The following is a 17949-nucleotide window of genomic DNA, read 5'->3' on the forward strand; positions in this document are numbered from 1 at the left end:
GGGGGGGGCGCGTGACAGTCACCGGGGGTCTGGATATGCTCCTCCCCACCTAGTCAATTAGTTGACTATCAAGGTTTCCGTTCCCCATCCCGTGAGGTGAGCAGATGCGCGCGTTCCGCGAGGCGGTCGAGGCCGGTGATCTCGACGCCGTCGAGGCGCTGCTGGCCGAGGACGTCGTCTTCACCAGCCCCGTCGTGTTCAAGCCGTACCCGGGCAAGGCGATCACCGCGGCGATCCTGCGCGGGGTCGTGCGGGTCTTCGAGGACTTCCGGTACGAGCGCGAACTGGCGGGCGCCGACGGCCGCGACCACGCGCTGGTCTTCCGGACCAGGGTCGGCGGCCGGGAGCTGTCCGGCTGCGACTTCATCCACCTCGACGAGAACGGTCTGATCGACGAACTCACCGTGATGGTCCGCCCGTTGTCGGCCGCGCAGGCGCTGGCGGAGGCGATGGGCGCGCAGTTCGAGCAGATCGCGGCGGAGGCGGAGCGCAGCGGCACGGCGTGAGTCCGGCGACCGGACGGGCCCAGTGGTCCGACCTCTTGGGCGGACCGGCCCGGAACCGGGGCTTCCCGGCCGGGGGTCGGACGGTCGCGCGCGAGTCCGGGCGCGCGGCCCGGGGCGACAGGGGCGCGATCCCGCGGGAAGGTCCGGCCGGTGGGAGGGGTCGGGCCCTTTCGGCCATCAACGGTGTCAGGGGCCTGGGCTGTTGACGTGTCTGACCGGCACCTGCCATGGTCTGGACCAGAGGGGCCGGAAGGTCCCTCACGCCTGCCGCGATCGTCAACACCCCCTGGGTCAGGCGGTGTTGACCGACCCGCGCACCCCCCACCAGCCCCCCGCGCCCCAAGGAGTGACGTCTGTGATGTCCACCCCTCGCCTCCGCCGGATCCGCTCCAGACGGTTCGCCGTCGCCGCCGTGCTCACCGCCCTCCTCACCGCGCTCCTGACCGTGACGCCCGCGAGCGCGGCCGACGGGCAGATCAGCGGGCTCGCCGGCAAGTGCGTCGACGTCGCCGCCGCGAACAGCGCCAACGGCACCGCCGTCCAGCTCTACGACTGCAACGGCACCGCCGCGCAGATCTGGTCCAACCCCGGTGACGGCACCCTGCGGGCGCTCGGCAAGTGCCTGGACATCGTCGACCGGAGCACCGGCGACGGAGCCGCCGTCCAGCTCTGGGACTGCTCGGGCGGCAGCAACCAGCAGTGGGTGGTCAGCGGCGCCCGCGACATCGTGAACCCGGCCGCGAACAAGTGCCTGGACGTGCGCGACAACAACAGCGCCAACGGCACCCGGCTGCAGATCTGGACCTGCGCGGGCACCGCCAACCAGAAGTGGAACGCGCCCGCGAGCGGCGGGGGCGGCGGCACCCCGTCCGGCTTCGTGGTGAGCGAGGCGCAGTTCAACCAGATGTTCCCGGGCCGCAACTCCTTCTACTCGTACAGCGGTCTGACCGCCGCGCTCAGCTCCTACCCCGGCTTCGCCACCACGGGCAGCGACACCGTGCGCAGGCAGGAGGCCGCGGCCTTCCTCGCCAACGTCAACCACGAGACCGGCGGACTCGTCTACGTCGTCGAGCAGAACACCGCCAACTACCCGCACTACTGCGACACGTCACAGCCCTACGGCTGCCCGGCGGGCCAGTCCGCGTACTACGGGCGCGGGCCCATCCAGCTCAGCTGGAACTTCAACTACAAGGCGGCGGGCGACGCGCTCGGCATCGACCTGCTCAACAACCCCTGGCAGGTGGAGAACAACGCCTCCGTCGCCTGGCGGACCGGCCTGTGGTACTGGAACACCCAGTCCGGCCCCGGCACCATGACGCCCCACAACGCGATGGTGGGCGGCGCCGGGTTCGGCCAGACGATCCGCTCCATCAACGGCTCCCTCGAATGCGACGGCCGCAACCCCGCGCAGGTGCAGAGCCGCGTCGACGCCTACCAGCGCTTCGCCCAGATCCTCGGCGTCGCACCGGGCGCGAACCTCTACTGCTGAGGCCGGGGCGGTCCGTCCGGGCGTCGCCTGCCTGACGGACCGCCGCCGGGCAGGCCGCGCCCTCCCGTGTCCGGCGGGAGGGCGCGGTCAGCCGCGCAGCCGCACCGGCAGGGCGCGGACGCCGTTGCCGACGAAGCTGGCCGACCGGGTGAGCCGGTCCTCGGGCACCGCGAGGTCCAGGTCGGGGAAGCGGGCGAACAGGCCGCTCAGGGCGGTCGTCACCTCGATCCGGGCGAGCGGGGCGCCCAGGCAGTAGTGGGCGCCGTGGCCGAGCGAGAGGGTGCGGACGGCGTCCGGGCGCCGGGGCCTGCCGACGTCGAAGCGGTCGGCGTCCCGGCCGTGCGCGGCACGGTCGCGTCCGGCGGCGGAGTACCCGGCCAGCACCGGTGTGCCCGCCGGGATCAGGGTCCCGCCGACCGTCAGGTCCCGCACCGGGTAGCGGAACGGGAAGTAGCTGACCGGCGCGTCCCAGCGCAGCGTCTCCTCCATCACGTCGCCCCAGTCGGCGCCGCCCGCCCTGACCAGGTCGAGCTGGTCGCGGTGGGCGCACAGCGCGCGGACCGCGTTGACGATCAGGTTCAGGGTGGTCTCGTGCCCGGCGATGACCATCAGGACGAGGGTGCCGATCAGTTCGGCGTGGCTGAGCCGGTCGCCGTCCTCGTCGTGGGCGGCGAGCAGGGCGCTGGTGAGGTCGTCGCCGGGGTCCGCGGCCTTGGCGGCGGCGAAGGCGGTGAGGGTCTCGATCAGCTCCCGGTTGGCGGCGATCGACCGCTCGGGCGTGATGTCGGTGGCCACGACCTGGCTGGAGAGGTCGTGGAGCAGGTCGCGGTGGTCGGCGCCGACCCCGAACAGCTCACCGATCACGCCCATCGGCAGCGGCAGCGCGAAGTGCCGCCGCAGATCGACCACGTGCTCCTCCCCCTCGGCGGCCCGCTCCAGGCCGTCGAGCAGCGAATCCGTCAACTCCCGCACGCGCGGGCGCAGTTCCTCGACCCGGCGGGCGGTGAACGCCCGGCTGACGAGGGACCGCAGCCGCCGGTGGTCGGCGCCGTCCGCGGTCGTCATGCCCCGCACCGCCGCGAAGGCCGCCAGCGGCCACCCCTCGGGGACGCGCCCCTCGGCCAGCGCCGTGAAGTGCCGGGCGTCCTTGGCGACGTCCGGGTGCGCGAGGAACTCCCTGAGCGTGTCGTGCCCGAGGACGGCCGCCCCCTCGACCCCACCGGGCAGGACGACGGCGGCGACCGGCCCCTCGGCGAGCATCCGGGCGTTGGCGGCGTGCGGGCAGCCGCCCGCCGGGTCGAGTCGGTGAAGGGGGGTGGTCATGGGCGCTCCCGGCGGCCGGACGGGACGGGGACGCGGCCGTCGGCAGGGTCGGCCGGTCCCGGGACGACGGCGGTTCCGCGTCCGCCTGCGCCCCCATCCTGCCCACGGCACACCCGCGGAACCGGGACGCGGCGGACCGGCGCGGGCGGAATACCCGGCCCGGTGCGGGCGTGACCCCGACAGGAACGTCCGGGACCGCCCGCGAGGGACAGAGTGACGGCGCAGCCCGTCGTCGCGCGCCTCTCGCCCGCAGCGATCCGTTCGTGGTACAGTCACCGCAGCACTTGTGTACGCCCCGCTTGAGGGCGCCGGTGCCAGTTCCTCTCTCCGAGCCGCACGGCCGCCACTTCCGGCAGGCCCCGGCCCACCGCATCGCCTCACGACCGGTACGGCACCGTCGTACCCCGGGGCGCTGCCTCTCCGCCGCCGAAGGCGCACACCGCCTTCCTCCCGCGGCTCACTCCCTTCCTTCCGCACGTCTCGTGCCGTCCGTCCGTGAAAGGACCGATCCTCATGACCACCACCCTCGAACACCCTCCCGCGCAGCGGGAACAGACCCCCCGGATCGTCACCGGTGTCCTGGACATCGACGCGTCGGGCAAGGGCCACCTGCGCGCCGCCGACCTCCACCCCACCCCCGCCGACCCGGCCGTCTCCCCCGCGCTGATCCGTCGTCACGGACTGCGCAGGGGCGACCTCGTGGACGGGGTGCGCGGTGACCGGCGCGCCCTGACCGACATCGCCCGCGTCAACGGGCGCGCCCCCGCCGAACTCCGCGCCCGGCGCGACTTCCGCGACCTCACCCCGCTGCACCCCAGGGAGCGGCTGCGCCTCGAACACCCCGGGGCCGGGCTGACCGGGCGGGTCACCGACCTGATCGCCCCGGTCGGCAAGGGCCAGCGCGGCCTGATCGTCGCTCCGCCCAAGACCGGCAAGACCGTGCTGCTCCAGCAGATCGCCGCGGCCGTCGCCGGGAACCACCCCGAGTGCCGGCTGATGGTGGTGCTCCTCGACGAACGTCCCGAGGAGGTCACCGAGATGCGGCGCTCGGTGCGCGGCGAGGTGTACGCCTCGACCTTCGACCGGGCCCCCAAGCAGCACATCGCCCTCGCCGAGCTGGTCATCGAGCGGGCCAAGCGGCTCGTCGAGGCCGGTGAGGACGTCGTCGTCCTGCTGGACTCCCTGACCCGGCTGTGCCGGGCGCACAACAACACGGCGGCGGCCGGCGGCCGCACCCTCAGCGGCGGTGTCGACGCGACGGCGCTGATCGGCCCCAAGCGGTTCTTCGGCGCCGCCCGGCTCGCCGAGGAGGGCGGCTCCCTCACCATCCTCGCCACCGCCCTGGTGGAGACCGGCTCCCGCGCCGACGACTTCTACTTCGAGGAGCTCAAGAGCACCGGCAACATGGAGCTGCGGCTCACCCGCGACCTCGCCTCCCGCCGGGTCTTCCCCGCCGTCGACGTCGTCGCGTCCGGCACCCGGCGCGAGGAACTGCTGCTCTCCCCGGCCGAGTCGACGGCCGTGCGCGGGCTGCGCCGTGCCCTCCAGACCCGTGACGGGCAGTCGGGCGTCGAGACGCTGCTGGAGCGGCTGCGGGAGACCCCGGACAACGCGGCCTTCCTGCGCCGGGTCCAGCCGACCCTGCCCACCGGCTGACCCGCGCACCGCATTCCCGCGCCCACCGCCTAACCGCCCACCGCACACCCCCTACCGCCGGGCCGACCCGCGCACCACACCCCCGTGCCCACGCGCACCGCACCCCCCTAGCGCCCGGCCGACCCGCGCACCGCGCCCCCGTGCCCACGCCCACCGGCTGACCCGGCCACCGCGCCCCCGGTCTCCTCGTGGCGCCCCGTGACACGGGTGGCGCCCCTTCCGCCCGGTGCCCCCTCCCCGCGTCCCCGCGCCGCGCGTGACCGCGGTGCCGCTGCGGCATCCGGGTGCTCGCGTGCCGCGTATCGGCCGGGGCAGCGCCCCGAACGGCGGGTCCATTCCTACGTTTGCGGTATGACTATCGGATTCTCTTCCCGGGCGATGGCGTCGACCTGCGCGCTCTGTGTGACGGGCCTGCTGGCGTTCGCACCCGCCACCGCGTCCGCCGACCCCGGCACCGATACGCCCGGCGGGCCGCGGGCGGCGACCCCGGCACCGGCCCTGCTCTACGAGGACGGCGTCCAGGTCAGACCCCGCCGCGGCGCGCCCCCGGTGCCGGACGTCTCCGCGCTCTCCTGGGTGGTGGCCGACGCCCGCAGCGGGGAGGTGCTGGGCGCGCACGAGGCGCACCGCAAGCTCCCCCCGGCGAGCACCCTGAAGACCCTGTTCGCGCTCACCGTGCTCCCGGTGCTGCCCGGCAACCTGCGTCACACGGTCACCGAGGACGAGCTGTCCGACATCGGGCCCGGCTCCAGCCTGGTCGGTGTCTCCGAGGGGCACAGCTACCAGGTGGCCGACCTGTGGCGGGGCGTCTTCCTCAACTCGGGCAACGACGCCGTGCACGTCCTGGCCGCGCTCAACGGCGGCTGGGAGGCCACCGCCACGCAGATGCGGACCAAGGCCCGCGCCCTGGGCGCCCGCGACACCCATGTGCTCTCCCCCGACGGCTACGACACCCCGGGCCAGGTCTCCTCGGCGTACGACCTCGCCGTGTTCGGGCGGGCGGGGCTGCGCAACCCCGACTTCGCCCGGTACTGCGGGACCGCCGACGCCCTGTTCCCCGAGGACGGCTGGTCGGTCGAGATCCAGAACACCAACCGGCTGCTGACCGGCGCCGACGGGGTCGCCGCGTACCCCGGTCTGATCGGCGTCAAGAACGGCTACACCAGCAACGCGGGGAACACGCTGGTCGCCGCCGCGCGGCACGGCGGCAGGACCCTCGTCGTCACGGTGATGAACCCCCAGGCGGGCGGCGGCTTCGCGGTCTACGACGAGGCGCGCGAGCTGCTCGACTGGGGGTTCGACGCGGCCGGGCGGGTCGACCCCGTCGGCTCGCTCGACGCCCTGCGGCCCGCGCCGCCGTCCCGCCCCGAGCCGCGTCCGGTCCCCGCGTCCGCCGCCCCCGCGGGCGGCACCCGGTGGGCGGAGACGGCTGCGGTCTCCGGCGCGGCGGCGCTCGGCGCGCTGCTGGTGGCGGTGGTGACCCGGGTCAGGGGCGGGCGCCGGGACGAGGAGTGACCGACGGGCAGCCACAGCAGCAGCCCGAGCGTGATCCAGGTGTAGGTGTTGGCGCCGAGGAAGCCGCCGATCCCGGAGGCGTCGTCGAACCAGAGCCACACCACGCTGGTGCACAGCACCGCGTACAGGGCGCCCGCCGCGCGCGGGCGCCCCGCGCGGTACAGCACGGCGAACGACGGCAGCAGCCACACCAGGTGGTGCACCCAGGTGATCGGGCTGACCAGGCAGGCGACCAGGCCGGTCAGCGCGAACGCCGCCGGGGTGTCGTGCGCGGCCGCCGCCCGCCGCACCCGCACCGCCCACACGGCCAGCACCAGCAGCACCGCCGCGGCCCAGACCGCGCGGTCCTCGATCCCGAGGCGGGCCAGGATGCCCTGGAGGGACTGGTTGGAGACGTAGTCGAGCCGTCCCACCCGGTCGGTGTCCCACAGCGCGCGGGTCCAGTAGAAGCGCGAGGCGTCGGGCGCCACCAGGAAGGCCAGCCCGGTGGCGCCCGCCGTCACCCCCGTCGCCACGGCGGCCGCCCGCCGCCGGCCGGTCAGCAGGAGCAGCGCGATGAAGACGGCCGGGGTCAGCTTCACGGCCGCCGCCAGACCGATCCCGGCGCCCGCCCAGCGGCTGTGTCCGCTCCGCAGCAGGCGGGCGTCGACCAGCACCAGGGCCAGCAGCAGGATGTTGACCTGCCCGAAGCTGAAGGTGTCCCGCAGCGGCTCGAACAGGGCCAGCGGGCAGGCGCCCAGGACGACGCCGTACCAGCCGTAGCGCCGCCACGCGCCGTCGGTGAGCAGGTGCACGACGAGCGCCAGGGCCGCCAGGTTGAGCAGCAGCGCGAGGACGATCGCGGTGCGCAGGCCGACCAGCGCCATCGGCAGCATGCAGACGGCGGCGAACGGCGGGTAGGTGAAGCCGTACCCGGTGCCGGGCACCCGGTAGTCGTAGAGGCGGCCGCCGTGGTGCGCCCAGCTCTCGACGGCCCCGTGGTAGACCCGCAGGTCGAACCAGTCGCGCAGCAGCGGGACGGTCGCGGTGAAGACGGCGACGGCCGCGGCGAGGACGAGCGCGAGCAGCAGGCGTCCCCGGTCGGTCCCCGGGCCGTTCACGCGGTGTGTCCCAGCGTCGGCGCCTGGGCCGCCTGGTGGGCCTGCCACAGGACGACCACGGCCAGCGCACCGCCGGAGACCGCGAGGACCAGTTGCCCGGTGTCGGCGGGGCCGCCGCTCGGCAGGGTCGCCAGGGCGAGCACCCCGGTGACGGCGGCCACCCGGTGCCGCACCGGCGCGGTCGGGGCCGCCGCCGCGATCAGGAACAGGCCCCACAGCGCGTACCAGGGGCGCACGGCCGGGCCGAAGGCGGCGACGGCGGCGAGGCTGAGGCCGAGCGCGTAGACCGGCCGGGGGCGCAGCCGCCACCAGATCGCCGCGACGAGGACGGCGGTGAGGGCGAGGCCGAGCAGGTGCCAGACGGGGACGGCGAGCGGGGCGAGGCCGCTGCCGAGGTGGGTGAGGAGGGCGCCGGTGGCGCGGCCGAGGAGGCTGGTGAGGGCCCAGTTCTGCGGGGAGACGGGGGTGTCGAGCGCGCCGATCCAGCCGTAGCCGGTGCCCGCGACGGCGGTCGCGGCGACCGTGGTGGCCGCGGCGGCGGCGAGGGTGCCCGCGGTGGCCCGCACCGGCCCGCGTCCGGCCCTGACCTGGAGCAGCACCACGGCGGCGAGCCCGAGCGCGGCCGGCGCCTTGACCAGCGCGGCGAGCGTGACGAGGACGGCGCCGAGGAACGGCAGGCGGCCGAGCGCGGCGACGAGTCCGACGCCGAGCAGGCCCAGCATGATCGCGTCGTTGTGGGCGCCCGCGACCAGGTGCAGCAGCACCAGCGGGTTGAGGGCGCCGAGCCAGAGCGCGGCGGCCGGGTCGGCGCCGCTGTGCCGGGCCAGCCGGGGCAGCGCGGCGGCCATCAGGGCCACCCCGAGGAGCGCGACGACCCGCATCCCGACCAGTCCGGCCGGGAGTTCGCCGCGGGTCAGCCCGGAGAGGCCGCGGGCGACGGCGAGGAAGACCGGGCCGTAGGGGGCGCCGGTGTGCTGCCAGAGCGGGGCGACCTCCTCGGCGAGCGGTCCGCCGAGCCGGGACGGGCCGTGGGTGTAGACGTCGATGTGGGCGTCGACCATGGCGCCCTGCGCGAGGTAGCTGTAGACGTCCCGGCTGAACAGCGGCGGGGCCAGCAGCAGCGGGGCCGCCCACACGGCGAGGACCAGCAGCAGGGCGCGCGGGGTGGGCGGACGGCTGCCGCGCACCAGGCGGCCGAGCAGCAGCCAGGCGGCGATCAGCAGGACGACGCCGAAGTAGACGCCGACGAGTCCGAGGGCGGCGCGGGCGTTCGCGGGGGCCGCGAGTTCGCGCACGGGGAGCGCGCCCGCCGTCTCCCCGCCCAGGGCGAGGAAGGCGGTTCCGGCCAGGCCGAGCACCTGGCAGCGGCGGAGATCGACGGAGAGACCCGGGGCCAACACCCGGGAAGCGTGTCAACGCCGGATGACCGCGAGGCGACGTGGCGCCCTCCGGGCGGGGGCCCGCGGGTGACCGGCGCGTGTTCCTCCCGCCGGACCCGAGGTCAGAACACCGACAGGCCGGTGAGGGTGGTGAACCGGTCGAGGGCGGCCACGCCGGACACCGAGTTGCCGCGTTCGTCCAGTCCCGGGCTCCAGACGCAGAGCGTGCACCGGCCGGGCACGACGGCGATGATCCCGCCGCCCACCCCGCTCTTGCCGGGCAGTCCGACCCGGTAGGCGAAGTCGCCCGCCGCGTCGTAGGTGCCGCAGGTCAGCATCACCGCGTTGACCTGCTTGGCCTGGCTGCGGGTGAGCAGCCGGGTGCCGTCGGCGCGCACTCCGTGGCGGGCCAGGAACCCGGTGGCGAGGGCGAGGTCGGCGCAGGAGGCGCGGATCGAGCACTGCCGGAAGTACTGGTCGAGGAGGACGGGCACCGGGTTGTCGATGTTGCCGTAGGAGGCCATGAAGTGGCCGAGGGCGGCGTTGCGGTCGCCGTGCGCGGCCTCGGAGGCGGCCACCTCCGGGTCGAAGTCGAGGCCGGGGTTGCCGCTCTCGGCGCGCAGGAAGGCGAGCAGTTCGCCGGAGGCGTCCCCGGTGCGGGTCTGGAGGCGGTCGGTGACGACGAGGGCGCCCGCGTTGATGAACGGGTTGCGCGGGATGCCGTTCTCGTACTCGAGCTGCACCAGGGAGTTGAAGGGGTTGCCCGAGGGTTCCCGGCCGACGTGTTCCCACAGGGCGTCGCCCTCGCGGGCCAGGTCGAGGGCGAGGGTGAAGACCTTGGTGACGGACTGAGTGGAGAAGGGCTCCCGCCAGTCGCCGACACCGTAGACCCTGCCGTCGGGTTCGGCGACCGCCATGCCGAAGCTGCGCGGGTCGCAGGCGGCGAGGGCCGGGATGTAGTCGGCGGGCCTCCCGCGGCCGGGGGTGCGGGCGACCTCTTCCGCGATGCGCGCCAGGACCGGCTCGAAGGTCGGCGGGGACGTCATGATCACCATTGTGCCTCCGTGCCGGTCCGGGTGCGCGTCCGCGGGTCAGCCGGTGGGGGTGCCGGTGCCCGCGACCACTTCGGGGCGCAGCAGCTCGCCGAGCCGGTCGGCGGGCAGCAGGCCCTTCTCCAGGACGAGTTCGGCGACTCCGCGGCCGGTGGCGAGGGCCTCCTTGGCGATCTCGGTGGCCGCGGTGTACCCGATGTACGGGTTGAGGGCGGTGACCAGGCCGATGGAGTTCTCCACGCCGGCGCGCAGGGCCTCGGTGTTGGCGGTGATGCCGTCGACGCAGCGCTCGGCGAGGGTGAGGCAGGCGCTGCGGAGATGGGTGAGGCTCTCCGACAGGGAGTGCAGGATGATCGGTTCGAAGGCGTTGAGCTGGAGCTGGCCCGCCTCGGCGGCCATGGTGATGGTGACGTCGTTGCCGATCACCTCGAAGGCGACCTGGTTGACGACCTCGGGGATGACCGGGTTGACCTTGCCGGGCATGATGCTCGAACCGGCCTGCACCGGCGGCAGGTTGATCTCGCCGAGTCCGGCGCGCGGCCCGGACGACAGGAGCCGCAGGTCGTTGCAGCTCTTGGAGAGCTTGACGGCGATCCGCTTGAGGACGCCGGACATCTGGACGAACGCCCCGCAGTCCTGGGTGGCTTCGACCAGGTTGGCGGCGGTGACCAGGGGCAGTCCGGTGATCTCGGAGAGGTGGCGGCGGGCCGCCTCGGCGTATCCGGCGGGGGCGTTGAGGCCGGTGCCGATCGCGGTGGCGCCGAGGTTGATCTCGTGGATCAGCTCGACGGCCTCGCCGAGCCTGCTGCGGTCCTCGTCGATCATGACGGCGTAGGCGGAGAACTCCTGCCCGAGCGTCATGGGGACGGCGTCCTGCAACTGGGTGCGGCCCATCTTGAGCACGTCGTGGAACTCGGCGGCCTTGCGGGCGAAGGAGTCCTGGAGGACGGACATCGCGCGGAGCAGCGCGTGCACGGCGAAGACCGCGGAGATCTTGACGGCGGTCGGGTAGACGTCGTTGGTGGACTGGCCGAGGTTGACGTCCTCGTTGGGGTGCAGCAGCTCGTACTGCCCCTTCCGGTGGCCGAGGAGTTCCAGCGCGCGGTTGGCGACGACCTCGTTGGCGTTCATGTTGGTGGAGGTGCCGGCGCCGCCCTGGACGACGTCGACGACGAACTGGTCGTGCAGCTTCCCGGCCCGTATCTCGCGGCAGGCGGCGACGATGGCGGCGGCCTTGCGCGGATCGAGCAGCCCCAGCTCCTCGTTGGCGAGGGCGGCGGCCTCCTTGACGGCGGCGAGGGCGTCGATGAGGTGCGGGTAGGTGGAGATGGGGGTGCCGGTGATGGGGAAGTTCTCGGTGGCCCGCAGGGTGTGGACACCCCAGTAGGCGTCGGCGGGGACGTCCCGGTCCCCGAGCAGGTCGTGCTCACGGCGGGTGACGGCGGCGGTCATGGGGTGCGTGTCCTCTTCCGGGGAGTTCGGGTGCGTGCGGGGTGGCCGGGCGGGTTCGCTCGACGGGACCGCCCGCCCGCGCCCCGCCTGTCTCGCGGGCAGGGCGCGGCGGTGGATCGGTGCACCGGCCGCACCTCGCGGACGGGGCGCGGGCGGTGGATCGGTGCCCCGGCCGACTCGCGGGCGGGGCGCGGGTGGTGGCTCAGTGGCCGGGGGCGCTGGACGCCTGGGGCAGCGGGTCGAGCGCGCGCACGACCCGTACCGCCCCCACCGGACGTCCCCCGCCGAGCAGTTCCTCGCCCGCGAAGGCGGCGAGCGCCCCGGGGTCGGCCCCGGCCCGCGCGAGCGCCGCGGCGGTGACCGGGATCCGCGCCCGGTTCGCCCCGTCGGAGATCTTGACGGCGACGGCCCGGCCGTCCGGCAGCGCGGCGACCTCGACGCCCTCGAAGCCGTCCTTGGCGAGCAGGCCCGGCACGGCGCCCATCAGCGCGGCGACGTCCCGTCCGGCCCCGGACGCCATCTCCGGGTGGGCGCGCATCGCGTCGGCGACGCGGGCCTCCGGGGTGCCGGGCGCGGCGGTGGTGACGCGGGCCGCGGCGCGGGCGAGCCCGTGGAGGGAGACGGAGAACAGGGGCGCGCCGCAGCCGTCGACGGTGACCCGGGCGACGCGCTGGCCGGTGAGGTCCTCGACGATCTCGGCGATGGCCTGCTGGAGCGGGTGGCCGGGGTCGAGGTAGTCGTCGAGGGACCAGCCGTTGAGCGCGCAGGTGTAGAGCATGGCCGCGTGCTTGCCCGAGCAGTTCTGGGCGAGCCGGGAGGGCGGACGGCCGTCCCGGATCCAGGCGTCCCTGACCTCGGCGCCGAACGGCAGGTCGGGGACGTTGCGCAGGTGGTCCTCGGTGAGTCCGGCGAGCCCGAGGATGCGGCGGGCGCCGGCGAGGTGGCGTTCCTCGCCGGAGTGGCTGGCGGCGGCGAGGGAGAGGAGTTCGCCGTCGAGCGGGAGCCCGGCGCGGACCATGGCGACGGCCTGGACCGGTTTGAGGGCGGAGCGCGGATAGAACGCGGCCTCGATGTCGCCCAGTTGGAGCCGGACCTGTCCTTCGGCGTCCAGGACGACGACGGAGCCGTAGTGGATGCCCTCGACGACCCCGTCGCGTACGAGGTGGGCGACGGGGGCGTGGAGGGGTTCGCGGATCTGGGGTGCGTCCGCGACGGAACTGCTGTACATCACTGCCTCTCGGGGAACGGTGCGCGGGTCACGCGCCGGTTCCGGTGGTTGACGTGCGGGCGACGCGGCGGCGGATGCCGAACCATCCGGCGACCAGGGCGGCGACGATCAGCGGCAGGCAGAGCACGGTGGTGCGGCCCGCGCCGCCGTCGGCGTACATGAGGACCAGGACGGAGAGCAGGAAGGCGAGCGTGACCAGTTCGGTCCAGGGGGAGCCGGGCAACCGGTAGCCGGGGCGGGTCAGTTCGCCGTCGCGGGTCTTCCGCCAGAAGAAGAGGTGGCAGATCATGATCATGCCCCAGGTGGCGAGGATGCCGATGGCGGCGAAGTTGAGCACGATCTCGAACGCGTCGGCGGGGACCACGAAGTTGAGGCCGACGCCGAGGACGCAGACGCCGCTGGTGAGCAGGATGCCGCCGTAGGGGACCTGGCTGCGGCTCATCCTCGCGGTGAAGCGGGGCGCGGAGCCGCTGACGGCCATGGAGCGCAGGATGCGGCCGGTGGAGTAGAGGCCGGAGTTGAGGGAGGACATGGCGGCGGTGAGCACGACCAGGTTCATCACGCCGCCCGCGGCGGGGACGCCGATGCGGGAGAGCACGGTGACGAAGGGGCTCTGGCCCGCGGTGTACGTGCTCCAGGGCAGCAGCATCGAGAGCAGGACGACGGAGCCGACGTAGAAGAGGGCCACCCGCCACATGATCGAGTTGATCGCCTTCGGCATGATCTTCTCGGGGTTCTCGGTCTCGCCCGCGGCGACGCCGACGAGTTCGACGGAGGCGTAGGCGAAGACGACGCCCTGGATGATCAGCAGCATGGGCAGCAGGCCGTTGGGGAAGACGCCGCCGTGGTCGGTGATCAGGGACGGTCCCGGCAGGTTGCCGTCGACCGGGTGCCGGGTGGCCAGCAGGAAGATCCCGATACACATGAAGATCACCAGGGCGCTGACCTTGATGATGGCGAACCAGAACTCCAGTTCGCCGAAGAACCGCACCGAGATGAGGTTGACGGTCAGCACCACGGTGAGGGCGGCGAGCGCGATCACCCACTGCGGGATGTCGGAGAACATGCCCCAGTAGTGGGTGTAGGTGGCGACGGCGGTGATGTCGGCGATGCCGGTGGTGGCCCAGTTCAGGAAGTACATCCACCCGGCGGTGTAGGCGCCCTTCTCGCCGAGGAACTCGCGGGCGTAGGAGACGAACGCGCCGGACGAGGGCCGGTAGAGGACCAGTTCGCCCAGGGCGCGCACCACCAGGAAGGCGAAGAGGCCGCAGACCGCGTAGGCGATGAAGAGGGAGGGACCGGCGTCGGCGAGCCTGCCGCCCGCGCCGAGGAAGAGGCCGGTGCCGATGGCCCCGCCGATGGCGATCATGTTGACGTGCCGGGACTTGAGGGACTTGCTGTATCCGGCGTCCCCCGCGTCCACGTGGGCGGCGGGTTTGCGCGTCTCCTCCTGGATGGACTGCTCGCTCACGCGTCGGTTCCGCCTTCCGGGCTGTTCTCCGCGCGCACGGGGCGCACGATGTCGGTGAGGGTCGTCTCGACCCGGTCGAGGTGGTGGGTCATGGCCTCGACGGCGTCGGGCTCGGAACCGTCCAGCAGGGCCTCGACGATCGCCCGGTGCTCGCGGTTGGACTGCTCGCGGCGGCCGCCGAGTTCGTTGAGGAACGCGGACTGCCGGGCGAGCGCGTCCCGGATCTCCTCGATGACCCGGCGGAAGACCGGGTTCTGCGCGGCCTGGGCGACCGCGAGGTGGAAGAGGGTGTCGAGGGCGACCCAGGAGGTGGTGTCGGTCTCCCGCTCCATGCGCTCCAGCAGATGGGCCAGGTGGTCGAGGTCCTCGGAGGTGCGGCGCAGGGCCGCGTAGCCCGCCACCGGGATCTCGACGTGCCTGCGCACCTCCAGGAGGTCGCTGGCGGCGTAGTCGCCGAAGGTGGGGTCCTCTACGGTGTTGGCGACCACGAAGGTGCCCTTGCCGGTCCGGGAGACGGTCAGGCCCATGGTCTGCAGGGCCCGCAGCGCCTCGCGCAGCACGGGTCGGCTGACTTCGAGGCTCCGGCACAGCTCGGCCTCCGAGGGGAGCTTGTCCCCCACCGCGTAGGCGCCGCGCTCGATGGCGGCGCGCAGGTGCCCGAGGACCGCTTCCATGGCGCTGACGCGCCGGGGGCCCTGACTGGCTGTCTGGCTGTCTGACAGGTTCACGGGAGTGATCCTGCGGGTGGCGGGCGCGCGCTGTCAAGAGACCCGGGAGCGCGGACCGGACGGCCGGGCGGCGGGGCCGACGGCCGGGCCGCCCGCCCCCGACCCGCCCGGCTGTCCCGCCGTCGGCCGGTGTTCTGGCAGGTCAGCCGCCGATCGCGCCGATCGAGAGCAGACCGAGGAGCAGCACGCCGACGATCAGCCGGTAGATCACGAAGGCGTTGAAGTTGTGCTTGGCGACGTACCGCAGCAGCCAGGCGATGGAGGCGTACGCGACCACGAAGGAGACGATCGTGCCCACGGCGAGCGGCGCGGCGCCCACCCCGGTGCCCAGCGCGTCCTTCAGCTCGTAGATGCCGGCGCCGGTGAGGGCCGGGATGCCGAGGAAGAACGAGAGCCGGGTGGCGGCGACCCGGTCCAGGTCGAGCAGGAGGGCGGTGGACATGGTGGCGCCCGAGCGGGAGAAGCCGGGGAAGAGCAGCGCGAGGATCTGCGAACTGCCCACCAGCATCGCGTCCTTGAAGCCGGTGTCGTCCTCGCCGCGCTTGTGGCGGCCCATCTGGTCGGCCACCCACATCACGCCGCTGCCGACGATCAGCGAGCCCGCGACCACCCACAGGGAGGCGAGCGGTCCGTCGATGAGGGGCTTGACGGCGAGGCCGACGACCACGATCGGGACCGTCGCGGCGATCACCCACCAGGCGAACTTGTAGTCGTGGTGGTAGCGCTCCTCCTTGTCGACGAGACCGCGTCCCCAGGCGGAGACGATCCGCACGATGTCCTTGAAGAAGTACACGAGGACGGCGGCGATGGCCCCGACCTGGATGACGGCCGAGAACCCGACGACGGCGTGGTCGTCGACGGGGATGCCCATCAGCCCCTCGGTGATCTTCAGATGGCCGGTCGAGGAGACGGGCAGGAACTCGGTCACCCCCTCGACGACTCCGAGGACGACGGCCTGACCGACGTTGATGACGCTCATGGGATCCAGTTCTGACGTGGTCGACAGTGCTGTAGACAGTGTTACTACGCCAGAGCGAGAACGCCCGCTTACCCCCACACCGCGCGGGCGAGCGACACCCCCGCAAAAGCCGCGCCGAGACCCACCGCCACGCTCCCGGCGACGTTGGCCGCGGCGTAGAGCCCGGCGCCCGTCTCGGTGAGTCTCAGGGTCTCGTGGGAGAAGGTCGAGTAGGTCGTCAGCGCGCCGCACAGACCGGTCCCGATGAGCAGCTGGAGGTGCGGATCCGCGGCTCCCGAGCCCGCGGCGCCGGTCAGCACGCCGAGGATCAGGCAGCCGCAGGCGTTGACCACGAAGGTGCCCCAGGGGAAGACCGAGTCGTGCCGCGACTGCACCGCGCGGTCGGTCAGATAGCGCAGCGGGGCCCCGACCACGGCACCGGCGATCACCAGCAACCAGTTCACAACGAGTTCTTACCCTTCGTGTCCGTTTCGCCGGTTTCATCGCCGCGGCCGACGTAGCGGACGACCTCGCAGGCGTCCAGCACGACCAGTCCGTCCCGGACCAGTTCGTCGAGCTGCGGCAGGAAGGCGCGGACGCGCTCCTCGGTGTCGACGACGACGATCGCGACCGGCAGGTCCTCGCTCAGCGAGAGCAGCCGGGAGGTGTGGATGCGCGAGGTCGCGCCGAAGCCCTCGACGCCCCGGAAGACGCTGGCCCCGGCGAGCCCGGCCGCGTGGGCGCGGTGCACGATCTCGGAGTAGAGGGGCTTGCGGTGCCAGGTGTCGTTCTCGCCGATGAACACGGTCAGGCGCAGCGCGGTGCCGGTCAGCCTCGTCATGACTGCCTCCACTTCAGGGCGCGGCGGGCCAGGGTCGCCCCGAGCCACACCGCGGTGAGCGCCGCGAGCAGGGTCGCGGCGAGGTAGGCCAGGCCGACGCGGGCGTGCCCGCCGTCGATCAGGCGCTGGATGTCGACGGCGTAGGTGGAGAAGGTGGTGAACCCGCCCAGGACGCCGGTGCCGAAGAAGGGGCGGACCAGCCGGTGGGCCACCCAGACGTCGGTGATGAGGACCATGAAGACGCCGATGACGGCGCAGCCGCCGACGTTGGTCGCGAAGGTGCCCCAGGGGAACCCGCCGGACCCGGCGGGCCAGCGCAGGGCGATGGCGTAGCGGGCGCAGGCGCCGAGGGCGCCGCCGAGGGCGATCACGGCGACGATGGGGACCTGGTCGCGCCAGGCCGCTCTGCGGGCCGGCCGGGACGCGGTGGGGAGGCTCTGGGCCTGCGGGGATGTCATGGGCGTGCTTCTCCTACTCGCCGAGGGCCCGGACATGCGGGCGCCACTGTGTCGCAAGTAGGGACCGTTGGCGGCACCGGTGCCGCGGTTCGGGTACGGCGGGCCCCACCGCCGCGCCGCGAGAAGGGTCGCGGCCGGGCACCAGGTTAACGCCGGCGCCGGTCCGCGGTCACCTCGACCGGAACGGCTCACGCACGAGCGGGGGGCGGCGGCTCGGGGGTCTGGGGGGGCGGAGCGGGTTCGGCGGGCGAGGCCCGTGCGGCGGTGGGACCGGCTTGGCGGGTGGGGCCCGTTCGGCGGTGGGACCGTTTCACCGAGGGGGACGCGCTCGACGGGCGGGGTCCGTCCGGCAGGTGCGGCCGGTTCGGCAGGTGGGGCCCGTGCGGCGGACGGGGTCGCTACCAGCCCTTCTCGAACATGCGGGCGACCTCGGCCGCCCGTACGTCGTCGCGCCGGTAGCGGGTGCGGCCGCGGACGGTGCGCGCGCGCAGCAGCCCGAGGGCGACGAGCAGGCCGAGGTGGGTGTCGGCGACCGCGCGGTCCACACCGAGCCGGGCGGCGACGGCGTCGGCGGTGACGCCGTCCTCGGCGAGGTCGCCGTCCGGCTGGGGCGGGAAGTGCGCGACGGGGTCGCGCAGCCACTCCAGGACACGGAGCCGCAGCTCGCTGACGGGAGTTCTGAACATCGCGCCCCCTCCGGCCGGACCACCACGCACCGCCTGCCGCCACTGTCCCGCACCCGGTGCCGCCGTGTCCGGCACTCCGCGCGCGTTGGCCGGGACCGGGCGGCCCG

16 protein-coding genes and 1 pseudogene are annotated in these 17949 nt (G+C 73.8%); 4 read left to right on the forward strand and 13 right to left on the reverse strand.

The window, feature by feature from the left end:
• Nucleotides 1–104 precede the first annotated feature (104 nt).
• Entirely contained in the window at nucleotides 105–506 is a 402-nt protein-coding gene (locus GA0115242_RS34395) for a nuclear transport factor 2 family protein (protein WP_093835570.1), read from the forward strand.
• Between the two features lie 358 nt (nucleotides 507–864).
• A complete protein-coding gene (locus tag GA0115242_RS34400; RefSeq protein WP_093835571.1) occupies nucleotides 865–1995 on the forward strand; it encodes a chitinase in 1131 nt (376 codons plus the stop codon).
• An 87-nt stretch (nucleotides 1996–2082) separates the two neighbouring features.
• On the opposite strand, the gene GA0115242_RS34405 is transcribed toward GA0115242_RS34400, so the two are convergent.
• On the reverse strand, nucleotides 2083–3318 hold the full coding sequence (locus tag GA0115242_RS34405; RefSeq protein ID WP_093835572.1) for a cytochrome P450 family protein: 1236 nt from the start codon (nucleotides 3316–3318) through the stop codon (nucleotides 2083–2085).
• 513 nt (nucleotides 3319–3831) lie between these two features.
• On the opposite strand from GA0115242_RS34405, the gene rho reads away from it, so the two are divergent.
• Nucleotides 3832–4974 carry a transcription termination factor Rho gene (gene rho / locus GA0115242_RS34410; protein ID WP_093835573.1) on the forward strand — a complete coding sequence of 381 codons (1143 nt, stop codon included), beginning with the start codon at nucleotides 3832–3834 and terminating at the stop codon, nucleotides 4972–4974.
• 378 nt (nucleotides 4975–5352) lie between these two features.
• Nucleotides 5353–6201: pseudogene (locus GA0115242_RS34415) on the forward strand (D-alanyl-D-alanine carboxypeptidase family protein); the annotation flags it as partial.
• Nucleotides 6202–6236: 35 nt separating this feature from the next.
• Here the strand turns inward: GA0115242_RS34415 and GA0115242_RS42070 are convergent.
• The 12 genes from GA0115242_RS42070 to GA0115242_RS34475 all read right to left on the reverse strand — a co-directional run bounded on the left by GA0115242_RS42070 (nucleotide 6237) and on the right by GA0115242_RS34475 (nucleotide 17842).
• Nucleotides 6237–7589, reverse strand: coding sequence for a glycosyltransferase 87 family protein (locus tag GA0115242_RS42070; RefSeq protein ID WP_093835575.1), 1353 nt, complete (start codon nucleotides 7587–7589; stop codon nucleotides 6237–6239).
• Entirely contained in the window at nucleotides 7586–8986 is a 1401-nt protein-coding gene (gene mptB / locus GA0115242_RS34425; RefSeq protein ID WP_093835601.1) for a polyprenol phosphomannose-dependent alpha 1,6 mannosyltransferase MptB, read from the reverse strand. The genes GA0115242_RS42070 and mptB overlap by 4 nt, the downstream gene beginning before the upstream one ends.
• Before the next feature lie 104 nt (nucleotides 8987–9090).
• The gene (locus GA0115242_RS34430) at nucleotides 9091–10023 is read right to left on the reverse strand and encodes a glutaminase (RefSeq protein WP_093835576.1); all 933 of its coding nucleotides are present in this window, start codon (nucleotides 10021–10023) and stop codon (nucleotides 9091–9093) included.
• A gap of 36 nt (nucleotides 10024–10059) precedes the next feature.
• Nucleotides 10060–11472, reverse strand: a complete 1413-nt coding sequence (gene aspA / locus GA0115242_RS34435; RefSeq protein WP_093835577.1) for an aspartate ammonia-lyase — start codon at nucleotides 11470–11472, stop codon at nucleotides 10060–10062.
• A gap of 202 nt (nucleotides 11473–11674) precedes the next feature.
• Nucleotides 11675–12700, reverse strand: a complete 1026-nt coding sequence (locus GA0115242_RS34440) for an asparaginase (protein WP_093835578.1) — start codon at nucleotides 12698–12700, stop codon at nucleotides 11675–11677.
• A gap of 28 nt (nucleotides 12701–12728) precedes the next feature.
• The gene (locus GA0115242_RS34445) at nucleotides 12729–14171 is read right to left on the reverse strand and encodes an amino acid permease (protein WP_093835579.1); all 1443 of its coding nucleotides are present in this window, start codon (nucleotides 14169–14171) and stop codon (nucleotides 12729–12731) included.
• Nucleotides 14168–14845 carry a FadR/GntR family transcriptional regulator gene (locus GA0115242_RS34450; protein WP_093835580.1) on the reverse strand — a complete coding sequence of 226 codons (678 nt, stop codon included), beginning with the start codon at nucleotides 14843–14845 and terminating at the stop codon, nucleotides 14168–14170. Before GA0115242_RS34450 ends, GA0115242_RS34445 begins: the two co-directional genes overlap by 4 nt.
• A gap of 196 nt (nucleotides 14846–15041) precedes the next feature.
• Nucleotides 15042–15878: an undecaprenyl-diphosphate phosphatase gene (locus GA0115242_RS34455; protein ID WP_093835581.1), complete on the reverse strand. Its 837-nt coding sequence runs from the start codon at nucleotides 15876–15878 to the stop codon at nucleotides 15042–15044.
• A 68-nt stretch (nucleotides 15879–15946) separates the two neighbouring features.
• Entirely contained in the window at nucleotides 15947–16321 is a 375-nt protein-coding gene (crcB, locus tag GA0115242_RS34460; protein WP_093835582.1) for a fluoride efflux transporter CrcB, read from the reverse strand.
• The gene (locus tag GA0115242_RS34465; RefSeq protein WP_093835583.1) at nucleotides 16318–16698 is read right to left on the reverse strand and encodes a DUF190 domain-containing protein; all 381 of its coding nucleotides are present in this window, start codon (nucleotides 16696–16698) and stop codon (nucleotides 16318–16320) included. Before GA0115242_RS34465 ends, crcB (GA0115242_RS34460) begins: the two co-directional genes overlap by 4 nt.
• Entirely contained in the window at nucleotides 16695–17156 is a 462-nt protein-coding gene (gene crcB, locus GA0115242_RS34470; protein ID WP_093835584.1) for a fluoride efflux transporter CrcB, read from the reverse strand. Before crcB (GA0115242_RS34470) ends, GA0115242_RS34465 begins: the two co-directional genes overlap by 4 nt.
• Before the next feature lie 398 nt (nucleotides 17157–17554).
• Nucleotides 17555–17842, reverse strand: coding sequence for a helix-turn-helix domain-containing protein (locus GA0115242_RS34475; protein ID WP_093835585.1), 288 nt, complete (start codon nucleotides 17840–17842; stop codon nucleotides 17555–17557).
• Between the last annotated feature and the right edge of the window lie 107 nt (nucleotides 17843–17949).

The sequence above is a fragment of the Streptomyces sp. SolWspMP-5a-2 genome (assembly GCF_900091845.1).
Lineage (GTDB): Bacteria > Actinomycetota > Actinomycetes > Streptomycetales > Streptomycetaceae > Streptomyces > Streptomyces doudnae.

Coding starts and splice junctions, on each gene's coding strand:
- GA0115242_RS34475 (WP_093835585.1), bottom strand. CDS start 17,842: ATGTTCAGAACTCCCGTCAGCGAGCTGCGGCTCCGTGTCCTGGAGTGG.
- GA0115242_RS34400 (WP_093835571.1), top strand. CDS start 865: ATGTCCACCCCTCGCCTCCGCCGGATCCGCTCCAGACGGTTCGCCGTC.
- GA0115242_RS34440 (WP_093835578.1), bottom strand. CDS start 12,700: ATGTACAGCAGTTCCGTCGCGGACGCACCCCAGATCCGCGAACCCCTC.
- aspA (WP_093835577.1), bottom strand. CDS start 11,472: ATGACCGCCGCCGTCACCCGCCGTGAGCACGACCTGCTCGGGGACCGG.
- GA0115242_RS34450 (WP_093835580.1), bottom strand. CDS start 14,845: ATGGAAGCGGTCCTCGGGCACCTGCGCGCCGCCATCGAGCGCGGCGCC.
- rho (WP_093835573.1), top strand. CDS start 3,832: ATGACCACCACCCTCGAACACCCTCCCGCGCAGCGGGAACAGACCCCC.
- crcB (WP_093835584.1), bottom strand. CDS start 17,156: ATGACATCCCCGCAGGCCCAGAGCCTCCCCACCGCGTCCCGGCCGGCC.
- GA0115242_RS34395 (WP_093835570.1), top strand. CDS start 105: ATGCGCGCGTTCCGCGAGGCGGTCGAGGCCGGTGATCTCGACGCCGTC.
- GA0115242_RS34465 (WP_093835583.1), bottom strand. CDS start 16,698: ATGACGAGGCTGACCGGCACCGCGCTGCGCCTGACCGTGTTCATCGGC.
- GA0115242_RS34455 (WP_093835581.1), bottom strand. CDS start 15,878: ATGAGCGTCATCAACGTCGGTCAGGCCGTCGTCCTCGGAGTCGTCGAG.
- GA0115242_RS34430 (WP_093835576.1), bottom strand. CDS start 10,023: ATGGTGATCATGACGTCCCCGCCGACCTTCGAGCCGGTCCTGGCGCGC.
- GA0115242_RS34405 (WP_093835572.1), bottom strand. CDS start 3,318: ATGACCACCCCCCTTCACCGACTCGACCCGGCGGGCGGCTGCCCGCAC.